The following is a 12,912-nucleotide window of genomic DNA, read 5'->3' on the forward strand; positions in this document are numbered from 1 at the left end:
AGGCAGCTTTCTTTGACTGGTTGATATCGGGTTCGCGCCGGTCAGGCGGCTTTCTTCAGCGTGGCCGCCTGTTCGATCACGCCCATCACGTCGCTTTCCTTCATGATGAGCAGTTCCTCGCCATTCAGCTTGATCTCGGTGCCGGACCACTTGCCGAACAGGATGCGGTCTCCGACCTTGACGTCGAGCTCCACCAGCTTGCCGCTTTCGTCGCGCGCGCCGGGGCCGACGGCGATAACCTCGCCCTCCTGCGGCTTTTCTTTGGCGGTGTCGGGAATGATGATGCCGCCGGCCGTTTTTTCATCGGCTTCGATGCGGCGGATCAGGATACGGTCGTGCAATGGACGGAACGTCATATCGTTCTCCTTCGGGACAAACAGATTGTTGAAGTTCCTCTACACCGGACCAGCAATATCGGACCGGTGCGGGGCTCGCGCGACCCTTTCGGCGTCGCGTGCGCATATCGAGCTAGTTTTGCTGTTTTCCGGTTTCAAGAGGCTTCGCAAAAATTTTTGGCACTCGCACTGATCGAGTGCTAGTGCCATGAAAACATACGGCTAATCGGATCGCGACCGTGCATTTCCCGCTTGAATTTTTCGGACTGTCGAACAAAATTATCCCAAGCTTCGCCATAGGCGAGGCTGTGAAGTCGAAACCTGTGCAAAGGAGCTTTTTGGAAAGACGGAGGATCAAGATGGACCGACAGAATTCCACACCGATTATTCCCTCTCTCGTTCCTGAAACGTCCGACCTCGCGCTGGACCGACTGTTGTCGCCGGCGAGGCATTTCAGGCATCCCGACGACGTCCTGAACGACGATACGCTCGACATTCAGGAGAAGCGGGCGATCCTCTCGTCCTGGGCCTCGGACGCTTGCGCGGTGGAATCCGTTCCGGCGCTGCGTCGGCCGCCGGGAGCCGAGCAGCCGATCTCCTTCGACCAGATCATGGACGCGCTATGTCGGCTCGACGTGGCGGCTGTGCCATCGCGTTCGACGAGTGATCGACGGCACAGCTTCGGCCGTCTGGATGCATGAAGGTCTGAAGCAGAGGAGACGCATATGGTCACTGCGGTCAGCAGGGAATTCCGCCTGCAGATGGAAGGCTACGGCCTGACCACGGCCGAAATCCACTATCATCTTCCCGATCACCCGAGTCTGCTGCAACTCTACCTCTGGCAGGACTATGATTTGGCCCCTCACTTCCCGGAGCTGAAAGGCTTCCTCGGTTATTGGGAACGCGAACTGGAGGGCGCGCTGCACTCCGTGCGCGTCGCCCACCATCGCCTCATCGAGCCGTCGGAATGGCGCGTCGTCGACGGCGTCATTGCCATCAACTGAAGTTCATCTCGGGCCGCAGGCCGTCGATCATCGGTGCCGGACGCGATTTACGGGAAGCGCGCACTGCCGGGACCAATCCAGCCCGTTTGGCCGCCTTGAGGAAGGCTTTGTGCGCGTCGCGTGCGCTGCGCCATCCGTCTAGCGCATCCCGGCAGGCGCGTTCCGCCACGCGCCAGCTCCGCCCGCGCGCCCATTCGGGCCACTGCTGGTCCAGACACTCCAGCGCCTCGAAGCTGCTGGCGACATTGCGTGAAGCGTTGGGAAACTTGAGGGTAACAGGTTCGGGGAACCGAACGTCGTTCATCACTTCCTCCTTTTTTGGACGTCTTTTGCGAGCAAGCAATCGGATGGCGTCGTCTACGCGCATCTATGGTTGAGATGGGGACGCAGCGCGGAACATCAAGACCGTCTACGCTGGCACCGGAACGCTCAATCCTCGTCGGCATCCAGCAGATCGATCAGTTCCGCGACGCGCGTTCCAGGCAGCGGCCGTCCCTCGCCCATCAGCGCCTCGTCGCCGTTGAGCCAGGCCCAGGCTTCCCGCAGCTCCTCGAAGGAAGCGCCGGTGGACAGGATGTCGGCGACCAGCGTTGCGTCCGTCGGCCCAAGGACCGATACGATCTCTTCCCGCGTCATGGACATGGTCGCTCTCCTGCGCATTGATGTGGAAGGTGCTGACCGGAAGATTCCCGCCGGCGACGGCAAGACAATGCGCGTCGGCGAAGGACGTTCCGCGATCGACCTCTTGACGCGCGGAAAGCGAATTCCCAGATCGAATCCGCCGGCGCCCTTTTAGGGTCGGCAAGGTCAAGGAGCGCTCATCCTTGGCGCTCCTCGTACCCATGTTGCTCAGCAATGGAGGATATGGCTATGAGAACCGCATTCGATTTTTCCCCGCTTTATCGGTCGAGCATCGGCTTCGATCGTGTTTTCGACCTGCTGGAGAACGCGAGCCGGACGCCGAGCGTCGACAACTGGCCGCCCTACGACATCGCCAGGACAGGCGAAGACGCCTACCGCATCACCATGGCGGTGGCGGGCTTCGGCCAGGAAGAGCTAAGCATCGTACACGAGCCCAACATGCTTGTCGTCTCCGGCGAGAGAACGGCGGAAGACAACGGCGACTATCTGCATCGCGGCATTGCCGGGCGGCCGTTCGAGCGCCGCTTCGAGCTTGCCGATCATGTGAAGGTGACCGGAGCTGGTCTCGTCAACGGCCTGCTGACGATCAATCTCCAGCGTCAGATTCCCGAGGAGATGAAGCCGCGCAAGATCGAGATCGGCAGCAGCAGCGGCAAAGCCGGGTCCCGTATCGAAGCTGGGACTGCCAAGGCCGTGGGCAAGCAGATCGCTGACAAGCAAGCCGCCTGAGGCAATGCGGATGAAATCTGGCGCCGGACGCTGGCCGTCCGGCGGCGGACGGATTTGTCAAAGATGATAGCGAGACTGGCGAAAGGAGAATGACGATGAGCGTACGCGATCTTATTCCTTGGGGACGCGAGGAGAGTCGCGTCCCGAGCCTGTTCCGCGACAGCGAGCGTGATCCGTTCCTGTCGCTGCACCGCGAAGTGAACCGGCTGTTCGACGACGTTTTCCGCGGCTTCGACGGCGCCCTGCCGTCCGTCGGCAGGGCGTCTCCCTTCGGTGGGAACTGGCCGAGCGTCGAGATCTCCGACGACGACAAAGAGATCAAGGTGACGGCTGAAGTGCCCGGCATGGAGGAAAAGGACATCGAGATCATGCTCGATAACGGTGTGCTGATGCTGCGGGGCGAGAAGCGCTCGGAGACTGAGGACAAGGACCGGCAGTTCTCGGAACGCTACTACGGCCGCTTCGAGCGTCGTATCCCCCTCGGCTACGAGATCGAGGAAGACAGGATAGACGCCCGATTCAGGAACGGCGTCCTGTCCGTGACCTTGCCGAAAACGGCGAAAGCGCAGTCGCAGGCCAAACGCATCGCGATCAAGAGCTGACGTCTGGACAGCCTGGGAAGCGGCCGATGCCGCTTCCCAGGCTTTTCGACAAAGCTCGTCGACCCGCAGAGTGAATGATCCCGCCTCAGCTTAGTCCGCTTCCTGGATTTGAAACGAGATGCATATCTGAAAGCGACGCGCCGATGACTGAGTCTGCTTCCAAGCACGAACTTATGGGCGTTTTGACATCGTGAATGAGGCAAACTAAGTCGTCGATTTGAAATTCAAACATCTTGACGGGGCGTGAAGCCGGGCGACAGCTGTCGGAGAGCAGCCATCGCAAGCGGACCGTCAACTGGACGGTGGCTGTGGCAAACTCTTGGCGCGAAGCGGCTGGTCGATACCGACCCTCAAAAGATATGTCCTAAGTTTGGGCATGTACCGCCGCCTCAGGAAAGCGCGTCTCCCGGAAAGCCGTGGCAAGGTAGCACCTCGCAGGTCATCATTCCCGAATGGACGCAAGGATCATCCTTCATGATATCGCTGGCTTCCTCGAGTGGGACGATGAGAATGGCGACACCACAAATGGTATCTGCTTACCGGCCGACGCGCGCAGCACTAGTCGTCTTGTCTTTGAGCGCAGTGCAGGGCATCACAGGTTCAATTGCACGAAAACGGTATCGGATGTCTGCAGTCTGGCCTGACGCAAAGATCGTTGCAAAGCTCGTCCGCTGTTGCGGTCGTGGGATTTCGCTCGCATTCCTGGCGCTTGCCATATTGGCGATCTCACACCCTGCGGTATCGCAACTGAACTCCGACAGGTCGCTGGCGGCAACGTCGAAATCGATCGAAACCACTGCGAGCAAATCCGAGCAGGCAGGAGAGAAGCTGCTATCGGCTGGGCTGTGTTGGTGTCGTTCACAGGAGCAGTGCTTGGCCTTGACAGCGTTCTCTTAGACTGACGACAGCACTGAGCTTCAGTCTTTCCTTCGAGAAGATCAAAAAAAGCCTGCTCCGATTCGCCGGGGCGGGCGAACTTGTGCAAGAATTGCACAGGTTGGATTGTTTCCTGGCATCAGCTCCCGCGCAACATCCGCCATATGTCATGCCAGTAAGCCGCGATGAATGAAGCGCGGCCGCAGCGCCCATGCCGGTGACGCCGAGCGCTCCGAGCCCCATGTGCTTCCATCGTGTCAACTCGGCAGTGACCGCCTTCACTTCCGTCATGTCGTTGATCAATCTGGACGAACTCTCCGGTCTTGGCGATCTGATCCGACATGTCGTCGGCCTTGACATAAATCTTCGCCCGGCTTTGAGTCGACCGCTGTTCCGACTGTTCATAGGACAGGGCTACACGAGTGTCCGATTCCTTGATGTCGCGTCGAATTTTGGTGATGTCGCGCTGCATGTTTGCGTCGCCTTGAGTAGCCCGCCGATCATCTTTCGGGGCTCTTGTAGGAAGGTGCCGCCATGTGCCTGTTGCCCTATCTGCACTGCTAGCTCCAGCATCCGCGACGGGCGCAACTGCGATCATCGCCAAGAACGCGCTTGTAGCTCGGCCTGCCAGCCAGGATCAGCGCGACGGTCTCGTCCGGCGAGTGTTGCCTGACAGTCGGCAGAGGGGAGTACCATCTGCAATTGCTCTTTGCTGGTACTGGGGGCACCAGGGGTTCCAGCTTAAGCGTGTGGGCCAATCATCACGCGTTGAGAGAGAGCGTCGGCGCCATCTTCGTTGTCGTCGTCGTGCCCACTCAGGCGTTCACTTGCTCCCGAGGGTGTCACGCGTTGCTGAGCGTCTTCGATGTCTCAAGAGACTCTCCATTCCTACTGTTGTCCTTCGTATCGATCGTTCACAGATTGATTGAAAATATTTTCGTTTATGAATAGGATTGTTCAAACATGATGGCTGCTCAGAGGGAGGTCTTTCGAGATGCCGCATCCGCAATTCGCCGCAGAGCTGATTGAACGCGCCAAAGAAAAGGGACCTGTAACCATCGGATTGGCAGGGGCTGGCCAAATGGGCACCGACATCGTGGTGCAGGTGGCGCAGATGCCCGGCCTCCGAATCGGCGCGATCTCGGAGGTCCGGCCGCAGGCCGCCATTGATGCGGCTCTGCTTGCGGGCTTCGATCGCTCTGAGATCGTCACGGCCAATTCGCCTGTAGCCATCGAGGCAGCGATCGAGGCCGGCAAGATCGCCATCACCGAGGATCTCCAGGCGCTGGCCGCGGCTGGGCGTATTGATGCCATCATCGACGCCACGGGCAACCCCAACATCGGCACGCTGTTCGCTCTCGATGTGATGCGAAATGGCAAGCACATCGTTATGTTGAACGTCGAAGCCGACATCACCATTGGCCGCTTCCTGAAAGAGGAGGCCCGCAAGGCGGGCGTCGTCTACACTGGGGCCGCCGGCGACGAACCGGCCTGCACGATGGAGATCATCGGCTTCGCTCAAAGCCTCGGCTTCGAAATCGTTGCCGCAGGTAAGGGCAAGAACAACCCGCTCAAGCTCGACGCGATGCCGGCCGACTACCAGCGCGAGGCCGAAGAACGCAATATGAACGCGCGCATGCTGGTCGAGTTCGTCGACGGATCCAAGACAGCGATCGAGATGGTCGCGATCGCCAACGCGACCGGTTTGGTTCCGGATGTTCCCGGCATGCACGGGCCGACCGCCACGCTTCAGCAACTGGCGTCGGTCCTCTGCCCCAAGGAAGATGGCGGCATCCTCAACCGCAAGGGTGTCGTCGATTATTCTATCGGCAAAGGGGTCGCGCCTGGTGTGTTCTGCATTATCAAGACGCGGCATCCGCGCATCCTGGAACGCATGATCGATCTCAAGGTCGGCAAAGGACCCTATTTCACGCTCTACCGCCCCTATCATTTGACCAGCCTGGAAGTGCCGCTGTCGGCTGCGCGCGCTGTGCTTTACAAGCGCGCCGACATGCAGCCGCTCGACCACCCAGTGGCCGAGGCTGTGGCGGTAGCCAAGCGGCCGCTGGCCGCCAACGAGACGCTGGGCATGATCGGCGAGACGGACTACCGCGGCCATGCCATGACTTGGGAGGATGCGCGCCGCAGCGGCGCCATTCCAATCGGACTGGCGGAGCGCGCTAAGGTGATGCGGCCGCTCAAGGCCGGTGAACTGCTGACCTACGACAATTGCGTTCCCGACGATTCCATGGTGGTTACGCAGATTAGGCGACGACTGGACCAGTCCGATGGGCGCTTCGTGACGGATGCAGCCTAATCGTCCGCACTCCACTCCGCCGTATAGACGGCTGGCTTGGAGAAAGCTGTAAAGGGCCTTCATAGCGCCGCAAGGGGATCGAAGCATGCGCGACATCGTTGTCGGCATTGATGCCTCCACAACGTCGGTGAAGGCGATCGCTTTTGATCGGCACGGCCGCGAATTGCTTCAGGCGCGGGAATCCTATCCGCTTTCCAATCCGCACCCCGGACATTTTGAACAGGATCCCGAGGATTGGTGGTCGGCACTACTCAAGGTGCTTCGCACCCTTGCCGACGGCATAGGCACGGACCGTATCGCGGCAATGGCGATCGCCCACCAGCGCGAAACCTTTACACTGCTCGACGCTAGAGGTGCCGCACTTGTCCCAGCTATCCTGTGGCTCGACGAACGGGCGCGCCCGCAAGTGGCTCGGCTTTCGGCGCGGTTCGGGCGCGACCAGATACGCGAATGGACGGGAAAACCACCGGACCCAACGCCGGCGCTGTATGCCTTGGCCTGGCTGGCGGAGCACCGTCCGGAGGCGATGGAAAAGGCTACTGCCGTCGCCGACGTGAATGCATTTTTGGCATTGCGACTGACCGGCCGGCTGGTGACCGCCACGGCGAGCGCCGACCCGCTCGGACTGTTGGATATGGCGAGCCGACAATGGCAGCCTGAACTGGTCCAGGCTGCGGGGCTACGGCCCGAGCAAATGCCGGGGCTTGTTCCTCCCGGCTCTGAGATGGGACGCCTGCGTGAGGATGTAGCGTGGCAAACTGGCCTTCCGAGCGGTCTTCCATTATTTGCCGGTGCCGGCGACGGACAAGCCATGGGCCTGGGGATGGGAGTCGTTGGCGAAGGCAAGTCCTATCTATCGCTGGGTTCCGGCATCGTTGGCGGCACTTATTCCCGAAACTATGTGAACTCCGACGCCTTTCGAACCCTCGTATCGCCTTCCGGCGGCTTCATGCTGGAAACGGTGCTGCGCTCAGGCATGCAACTGGTCGAATGGATCGTGCGCACTACCGGTGGGCGTCCCGTCGCGGCACTAGAAGCGGAATCCCGCGTGGTCGCGCCGGGATCCGGCAATCTGCTCGTTCTACCCTATTGGGCAGGCGTGATGAGCCCCTATTGGGACGAAGCCGCGCGTGGTGCGATCTTCGGGCTTTCGCTAGACCACACGCCTGCTCATTTGTTTCGCGCTGCGCTGGAGGGCATGGCTTTCGAACAGGCGCTTGCAACGGAAGCGCTCGAAGAGGGTTGCGGACGTTTCGGCGGCGCCATCGTCGCAGCCGGTGGCGGCACACAGTCGGCACTGCTCATGGAGATCATGGCCAGCGCGCTCGAGAGACCGATTGCGATCTCGCCGGTGAATGAGGCGGCTGCGTTAGGCGCCGCCATGCTGGCCGCCGCGGGTCTCGGCTGGCATGCGGATGTCGCCGCCGCCAGTCTCGCCATGTCGGCCGAGGCCACACGCCAAGTGGAACCAACGGCCGAACTCGTAGACGCTTATCGCGCACGCAAGCCGATCTATCAGACGCTCTACCATGCGACACGGAACGTGCATCATCGCATGGCCGAAATCGAATAGCGACGTTCACCGGGCGGCTGTCTGACTAGGAAAGAAGCCCCTTGGCGGCATTCTCGTCAGTGACGAGAGCCGACACCTTAATACTGGTGAGCGCAGCGCGCATGACGTCGACCTTGTCGGCGCCGCCCGAAACCAGCAGAACTTTGCGGATATCGGACAGTGCCTGGAGCGGATAGGCGCATACCCGCCGATTGACATCATGGTCTATGGGATGGCCTTCGGAATCTACGAAATGGCACAGGATGTCGCCCACGGCACCAGCAGCCTTCAATTCCTCAAACTCGCTCTGCTTGATGAAGCCGTAGTTGGCGATTGGGCTTTCGTTCGAGAACGAACCGACGCTCAGCACCGCCATACTGGCCCGTCGAGCGCGAAGCATGACGTCCTCCACGCTGCGCTGGCTCATGAAGGCATCCCGCTGCGCCGGCATATCGGCATAGACCGGGACCGGCAGCAGGTAACAGTCGGCACCGATCTTTTCCGCCAGCTCCCAGGCGCTCTCTGTCGGGTTCAGCGGTTGAGCGCGGGTGAGTCCGCCTAGCATGGACACCACAACGGCTTCGTGCAGCGCACGGCGCGGCAAGGCACTGATAGCGAATTTCAGTGTCCGGCCCCAGCCAAGCGTGACCACATCGCCGGAATTGAGGTTGTCGGCCAGATAGGCGGCTGCGGCATGGCCGACAAGTTGCGGCACATTGCGGGCATCCGCCGCCGCAGGCACGACAGTAACATGGCCGAAGCCGTATTTCTGCCGAAGCCCTTTCTCCAACTCCATGCAGCCGACCACGCTTTCGCGGATCCGAAACTGGACGACGCCTTCCTCGCGAGCCGCCGAAAGGATGCGGTGGACCTTTATGCGCCCTATCCCCAGGAGCTCGGATATCTGCTCCTGCGTCAAACCCTCGACATAGTAGTGCCATGCGGCGCGCGCTTTGAGCTCCTGCTCGGGGAAATGCGAGGATTTCCCGTTTTCCGAACCGGCCATGCGCCATCCTCGTTTAAAATGCGCCACACTTGTAAGTCGCGCCGCCGTCCCAGGCAAACGCCAGCAGATCCATGCAGCTCGTTAGACCTCGACCCTATTGACAATGTCTCATCGTCAAGGTTAGCTGAAAAAAAATATCTATCAAAGTGAAATTGTTCACCTGGGAGGAGTTGGGTGATCATAGATCTTACGAAGCAGCGCCAAGTTTCCCACCGCGACCGGGACAGCACGGCGGCGCGCTCATGAGTGCGAATTCCACCCAACCCGGCGCGAGCGGCGCTACCAGTTGGTCGATGCAGGCCAGCACCCTGTTCACTGGCTCAAGAGGCACGCTGATCGGCCTCATCCTCCTGTGCCTGGTGCTGTCGCTCACCACCGACACCTTTCTGACAGTCCGCAACATCCTCAACGTGCTCGACCAAGTCACCGTCCTCGGCATCATGGCCATCGGCATGACGCTGGTCATCCTGATCGGCGGCATCGACTTGTCGGTCGGTTCCATTCTCGCATTGGCTGGAATGGTATTTGGCTACACCGTGCATCCCGATTATCTCGGAATGCCGGTCATTTTGGGTGTCATTACGGCGCTGTTGGCCGCCGGTGCCTGCGGTCTAGTGTCCGGCCTTCTCACCACCGTCGCTCGATTGCCGTCGTTCATCGCCACGCTGGCGATGATGTCGGTTGCGCGAGGCCTCGCCAACATCATCACCGACGGCTCACAGATCGTCGGATTCCCCAGCTGGTTCTCGGACCTGTCCATCGTGCGCCATTTCGGCTTCCTCTCGGTGACAGTCGCGCTCATGCTGGTGCTGGCCGTTCTGTTCGCGATCTTCCTCAACTACCGGGCCGCCGGCCGTAATCTCTACGCGATCGGCGGCAGTCCGGAGGTCGCCCGCCTTTCTGGCATCCCGGTGACCTGGCTCACCACGCTGGTATACGTGGTCTGTGCGATGCTCGCAGGCCTTGCCGGTATCGTGCTTGCGGCACGGCTCGATTCCGTGCAGCCCAGCTCCGGCCTCGGCTATGAACTCGACACCATCGCGGCGGTGGTGATCGGCGGAGCAAGTCTGTTCGGCGGCGTTGGCTCGATCGGCGGCACGGCCATCGGCGTCCTCATTATCGGCGTTCTACGCAACGGGCTCAACCTGCTCGGCGTCTCACCTTTCATCCAGCAGGTCATCATCGGCGCGGTGATCGCGCTCGCTGTGGCTGCCGATACGTGGAGGCGCGAGTCGAAATAGGAATTCCGCCAGCGGCGGAGTGGAGGATAGCGGCCCATCCGGTCCGCAAAACAGGTTCCCGGTCGATGGATTGCCAACCGGGTTCGACATCAACGGAGGAAACACAATGCTGACTAAGCGTTCATTGCTACTTGCAGCCGCTGCCCTGATCCCACTGATGGCGACGCCGGGCGTAGCTTCCGCGAAGGAGCTAAAAAAACTTGGGCTCGCGGTTGCCAACCTGCAAGCCGACTTCTTCAATCAGATCAAGCAATCGGTCGAGGCCTACGCCAAGGAGAAAGGCATCGAGGTCGTGACCGTCGACGCCAAGGGCGATTCCGCTACGCAGGTCAGCCAGGTGCAGGATCTGATCACCCAGAACATCGACGCGCTGGTCTATATCCCTGCTGGTGCGACTGCCGCTTCGGTGCCCACGAAAACCGCAAAGGCGGCAGGCATTCCGGTCATAAACGTCGACCGCAACGCAGACGGCGCACCGGGCGACACTTTCATCGCCACGAACAGCGTGGCTTCCGCCAAGGCGGTTTGCGATTACATCTTCAAGCAGGCCGGCGGAAAGGGAGAGATGATTATCATCCACGGCCAGAAGGGCACCACACCGGAAGTGGATCGCACCAAGGGCTGCGGCGAGTCGCTGGCCGCCAATCCCGATATCAAGGTGGTCGGCGAACTGTGGAGCGAAGGTTGGCATCAGGACGAGGGCTTCAAGCTGACCCAGGATCTGTTGCAGGCGCATCCCAACGTTACCATCGCCTGGGGCCAGGCCGATGCGCTGGCATTGGGCGCGGCACAGGCCGTGAAGGTCGCCAATCTCGACCACAAGGTCTGGATCGCCGGCTTCGACGGTGACGTGGCGGCGCTCAAGGCACTCAAAGACGGCGTCTTCGACGTAACCGCCACGCAGCAGACGCAAGGCATGGGCCGTCTAGCGGTGGATTCGGCCATCAAGCTGGTCGCCGGAGAGCAGGTGCCAGCCGAGCAGCTCCAGGATGCGACATTGACCACCAAGGACAATGTCGAGCAGTTCATCGCCAATCATCCGTGACCCATGAGCGTCGAGGCCCACGAGACGGCAGCAATGCAGGCGGAAAGCTCCACCTTGGGGCTCTCCGCTAGTGGCCTGAGCAAAAGCTTCGGCCCAGTGCAGGTGTTGACCGACGTGGACCTCGACGTCCAGCCCGGCGAGGTCGTCGCCCTGCTGGGCGAAAACGGGGCCGGCAAATCTACTCTTTCCAACATCATCGCCGGTTCGATCCGCGCGGACGCCGGTGCCATTTCGTGGCAGGGACGGCCCTACGCTCCCAATTCCCCAGCCGAGGCCATCGCTGCTGGCATCGGCATGATCCATCAAGAACTCAAATTGCTGCCCGACCTTTCGGTTGCCGAAAACGTCCATGTCGGCCGCGTGCCGATGCGCGCCGGTCGAGTAGACCGCAAGCTAATGCGCGAGCGGGCTTCGGCTCAGCTCAAGCGGCTCGGTCTTGCCGTCTCTCCCGATCGGCTGGTGCGGGATCTGCGCATCGCCGCCCGCCAGCAGGTGGAGATCGCCAAGGCCGTGGCGCTGAATGCCAGGCTGCTCATCTTTGACGAGCCCACGGCAGCTCTGGGTGGTGAGGAGACGGAACTGCTGTTTGAGCAGATTCGTCGGCTCAAAGCCGAGGGCATGGCCTTCATCTACATCAGCCACCGGCTGGAGGAGATCGCACGCATAGCCGACCGCATCGTCGTCATGCGTGATGGTCGCATCGTGGCGCGCCACGAGACCGCCGACGTTCCTGTTCGAACCGTGGTCGAGCAAATGGTCGGACGCAGCCTGGAGCGGATGTTCCCGGCGGTCGCAACACCTGCCGATCGCACAGTGATAGAGGTCGAAAACCTGTCGTCGCCGAGCGGCAGCTTCTCGGGTGTCAATTTCAAGGTTGCGGCCGGAGAGATCGTGGGAATGGCCGGACTGATCGGCGCCGGTCGCACAGAACTGGTGCGCGCCATCGCTGGTGCTGACCCCATCTCGAGCGGAACTGTGAAGGTCGAAAACAGATCTATTGAGCTGCGCAGTCCCGCCGATGCTATCGCGGCCGGCATCGTCCTGGTGCCCGAGGATCGTAAAGAGCAGGGGTTGGTTCTCCAACACAGCATCGCCGAGAACCTCGCCATAGGCAATTTCGACCATATAGCGAAGAAGGGATGGGTCTGGCCCGGCGCAGTGCGAGCTTTCGCTGAGCAATCGATCAAGCGGCTAGGGGTGAAGGGATCGCCCGAGCAGCCGGTTAGCAAGCTTTCGGGCGGCAACCAACAGAAGGTCGTGATCGCCAAATGGGTGGCACGACCGCCACGCGTCTTCATACTGGACGAACCGACCCGAGGCATCGATGTCGGCGCGCGCGCCGCGATCTACGACGTTATCGCCGAACTCGCGCGTTCGGGCATGGCTGTCATCGTGGTCAGTTCCGACCTCGAGGAAGTTCTTGGCCTGTCGCACCGCGTGCTGGTGCTTAGCCGAGGACGGCAGCGTGGCATCCTGGATCGCGAGGCAGCCACGGATGTGGCGGTGATGGAATTGGCGACAAGCTGACATGGCAGTCTTGGCATCTCAGCCTCCTGATCGGTT

The 12,912-nt window shown here is 61.0% G+C and carries 14 protein-coding genes; 9 read left to right on the forward strand and 5 right to left on the reverse strand.

All coding sequences use genetic code 11. The features are described 5' to 3' along the window. Nucleotides 1-41: 41 nt before the first annotated feature. The gene (gene groES, locus FGU64_RS21190) at nt 42-356 is read right to left on the reverse strand and encodes a co-chaperone GroES (RefSeq protein ID WP_139954926.1); all 315 of its coding nucleotides are present in this window, start codon (nt 354-356) and stop codon (nt 42-44) included. Nucleotides 357-574: 218 nt separating this feature from the next. Between groES and FGU64_RS23840 the strand changes: the two genes are divergently transcribed. Continuing rightward, nucleotides 575-1,036, forward strand: coding sequence for a hypothetical protein (locus FGU64_RS23840; RefSeq protein WP_348639775.1), 462 nt, complete (start codon nt 575-577; stop codon nt 1,034-1,036). 24 nt (nt 1,037-1,060) lie between these two features. Further along, on the forward strand, nt 1,061-1,339 hold the full coding sequence (locus tag FGU64_RS21200) for an usg protein (protein WP_139954927.1): 279 nt from the start codon (nt 1,061-1,063) through the stop codon (nt 1,337-1,339). On the opposite strand, the gene FGU64_RS21205 is transcribed toward FGU64_RS21200, so the two are convergent. After that, nucleotides 1,332-1,643: a DUF982 domain-containing protein gene (locus FGU64_RS21205; RefSeq protein WP_139954928.1), complete on the reverse strand. Its 312-nt coding sequence runs from the start codon at nt 1,641-1,643 to the stop codon at nt 1,332-1,334. The genes FGU64_RS21200 and FGU64_RS21205 overlap by 8 nt on opposite strands. 125 nt (nt 1,644-1,768) lie before the next feature. Beyond that, nucleotides 1,769-1,981 carry a hypothetical protein gene (locus tag FGU64_RS21210; RefSeq protein ID WP_139954929.1) on the reverse strand — a complete coding sequence of 71 codons (213 nt, stop codon included), beginning with the start codon at nt 1,979-1,981 and terminating at the stop codon, nt 1,769-1,771. A gap of 228 nt (nt 1,982-2,209) precedes the next feature. On the opposite strand from FGU64_RS21210, the gene FGU64_RS21215 reads away from it, so the two are divergent. Then, a complete protein-coding gene (locus tag FGU64_RS21215; protein ID WP_139954930.1) occupies nt 2,210-2,710 on the forward strand; it encodes an Hsp20 family protein in 501 nt (166 codons plus the stop codon). 95 nt (nt 2,711-2,805) lie between these two features. Further along, on the forward strand, nt 2,806-3,312 hold the full coding sequence (locus FGU64_RS21220) for an Hsp20/alpha crystallin family protein (RefSeq protein WP_139954931.1): 507 nt from the start codon (nt 2,806-2,808) through the stop codon (nt 3,310-3,312). 858 nt (nt 3,313-4,170) lie between these two features. On the opposite strand, the gene FGU64_RS23625 is transcribed toward FGU64_RS21220, so the two are convergent. Further along, nucleotides 4,171-4,593, reverse strand: a complete 423-nt coding sequence (locus FGU64_RS23625; RefSeq protein WP_348639776.1) for a DUF1515 family protein — start codon at nt 4,591-4,593, stop codon at nt 4,171-4,173. Between the two features lie 589 nt (nt 4,594-5,182). Here FGU64_RS23625 and FGU64_RS21230 point away from each other — a divergent pair. Both FGU64_RS21230 and FGU64_RS21235 read left to right on the forward strand, forming a co-directional pair. Beyond that, nucleotides 5,183-6,505, forward strand: a complete 1,323-nt coding sequence (locus FGU64_RS21230) for a homoserine dehydrogenase (RefSeq protein WP_139954932.1) — start codon at nt 5,183-5,185, stop codon at nt 6,503-6,505. 85 nt (nt 6,506-6,590) lie between these two features. Beyond that, the gene (locus FGU64_RS21235; protein ID WP_139954933.1) at nt 6,591-8,078 is read left to right on the forward strand and encodes an FGGY family carbohydrate kinase; all 1,488 of its coding nucleotides are present in this window, start codon (nt 6,591-6,593) and stop codon (nt 8,076-8,078) included. A gap of 25 nt (nt 8,079-8,103) precedes the next feature. Here FGU64_RS21235 and FGU64_RS21240 read toward each other — a convergent pair whose 3' ends face one another. Further along, a complete protein-coding gene (locus tag FGU64_RS21240; protein ID WP_139954934.1) occupies nt 8,104-9,063 on the reverse strand; it encodes a sugar-binding transcriptional regulator in 960 nt (319 codons plus the stop codon). 293 nt (nt 9,064-9,356) lie between these two features. Here FGU64_RS21240 and FGU64_RS21245 point away from each other — a divergent pair, with 293 nt between their 5' ends. The 3 genes from FGU64_RS21245 (at nt 9,357) to FGU64_RS21255 (ending at nt 12,876) form a co-directional block, all read left to right on the forward strand. Next, entirely contained in the window at nt 9,357-10,304 is a 948-nt protein-coding gene (locus tag FGU64_RS21245) for an ABC transporter permease (protein ID WP_246671386.1), read from the forward strand. Between the two features lie 106 nt (nt 10,305-10,410). After that, complete coding sequence (locus tag FGU64_RS21250) at nt 10,411-11,349, forward strand: sugar ABC transporter substrate-binding protein (protein ID WP_139954935.1); 939 nt, start codon at nt 10,411-10,413, stop codon at nt 11,347-11,349. 33 nt (nt 11,350-11,382) lie between these two features. Then, nucleotides 11,383-12,876: a sugar ABC transporter ATP-binding protein gene (locus FGU64_RS21255; protein ID WP_139955493.1), complete on the forward strand. Its 1,494-nt coding sequence runs from the start codon at nt 11,383-11,385 to the stop codon at nt 12,874-12,876. The last annotated feature ends 36 nt before the right edge of the window (nt 12,877-12,912 follow it).

Origin of the sequence: Mesorhizobium sp. 8, assembly GCF_006351905.1 — a bacterium.
Classification (GTDB): domain Bacteria; phylum Pseudomonadota; class Alphaproteobacteria; order Rhizobiales; family Rhizobiaceae; genus Mesorhizobium; species Mesorhizobium composti.

Bases quoted from the DNA above. Each gene is read 5' to 3' on its own strand.
- groES (WP_139954926.1), bottom strand. From the start codon at position 356: ATGACGTTCCGTCCATTGCACGACCGTATCCTGATCCGCCGCATCGAA.
- FGU64_RS21200 (WP_139954927.1), top strand. From the start codon at position 1,061: ATGGTCACTGCGGTCAGCAGGGAATTCCGCCTGCAGATGGAAGGCTAC.
- FGU64_RS21205 (WP_139954928.1), bottom strand. From the start codon at position 1,643: ATGAACGACGTTCGGTTCCCCGAACCTGTTACCCTCAAGTTTCCCAAC.
- FGU64_RS21210 (WP_139954929.1), bottom strand. From the start codon at position 1,981: ATGTCCATGACGCGGGAAGAGATCGTATCGGTCCTTGGGCCGACGGAC.
- FGU64_RS21215 (WP_139954930.1), top strand. From the start codon at position 2,210: ATGAGAACCGCATTCGATTTTTCCCCGCTTTATCGGTCGAGCATCGGC.
- FGU64_RS21220 (WP_139954931.1), top strand. From the start codon at position 2,806: ATGAGCGTACGCGATCTTATTCCTTGGGGACGCGAGGAGAGTCGCGTC.
- FGU64_RS23625 (WP_348639776.1), bottom strand. From the start codon at position 4,593: ATGAACAGTCGGAACAGCGGTCGACTCAAAGCCGGGCGAAGATTTATG.
- FGU64_RS21230 (WP_139954932.1), top strand. From the start codon at position 5,183: ATGCCGCATCCGCAATTCGCCGCAGAGCTGATTGAACGCGCCAAAGAA.
- FGU64_RS21235 (WP_139954933.1), top strand. From the start codon at position 6,591: ATGCGCGACATCGTTGTCGGCATTGATGCCTCCACAACGTCGGTGAAG.
- FGU64_RS21240 (WP_139954934.1), bottom strand. From the start codon at position 9,063: ATGGCCGGTTCGGAAAACGGGAAATCCTCGCATTTCCCCGAGCAGGAG.
- FGU64_RS21245 (WP_246671386.1), top strand. From the start codon at position 9,357: ATGCAGGCCAGCACCCTGTTCACTGGCTCAAGAGGCACGCTGATCGGC.
- FGU64_RS21250 (WP_139954935.1), top strand. From the start codon at position 10,411: ATGCTGACTAAGCGTTCATTGCTACTTGCAGCCGCTGCCCTGATCCCA.
- FGU64_RS21255 (WP_139955493.1), top strand. From the start codon at position 11,383: ATGCAGGCGGAAAGCTCCACCTTGGGGCTCTCCGCTAGTGGCCTGAGC.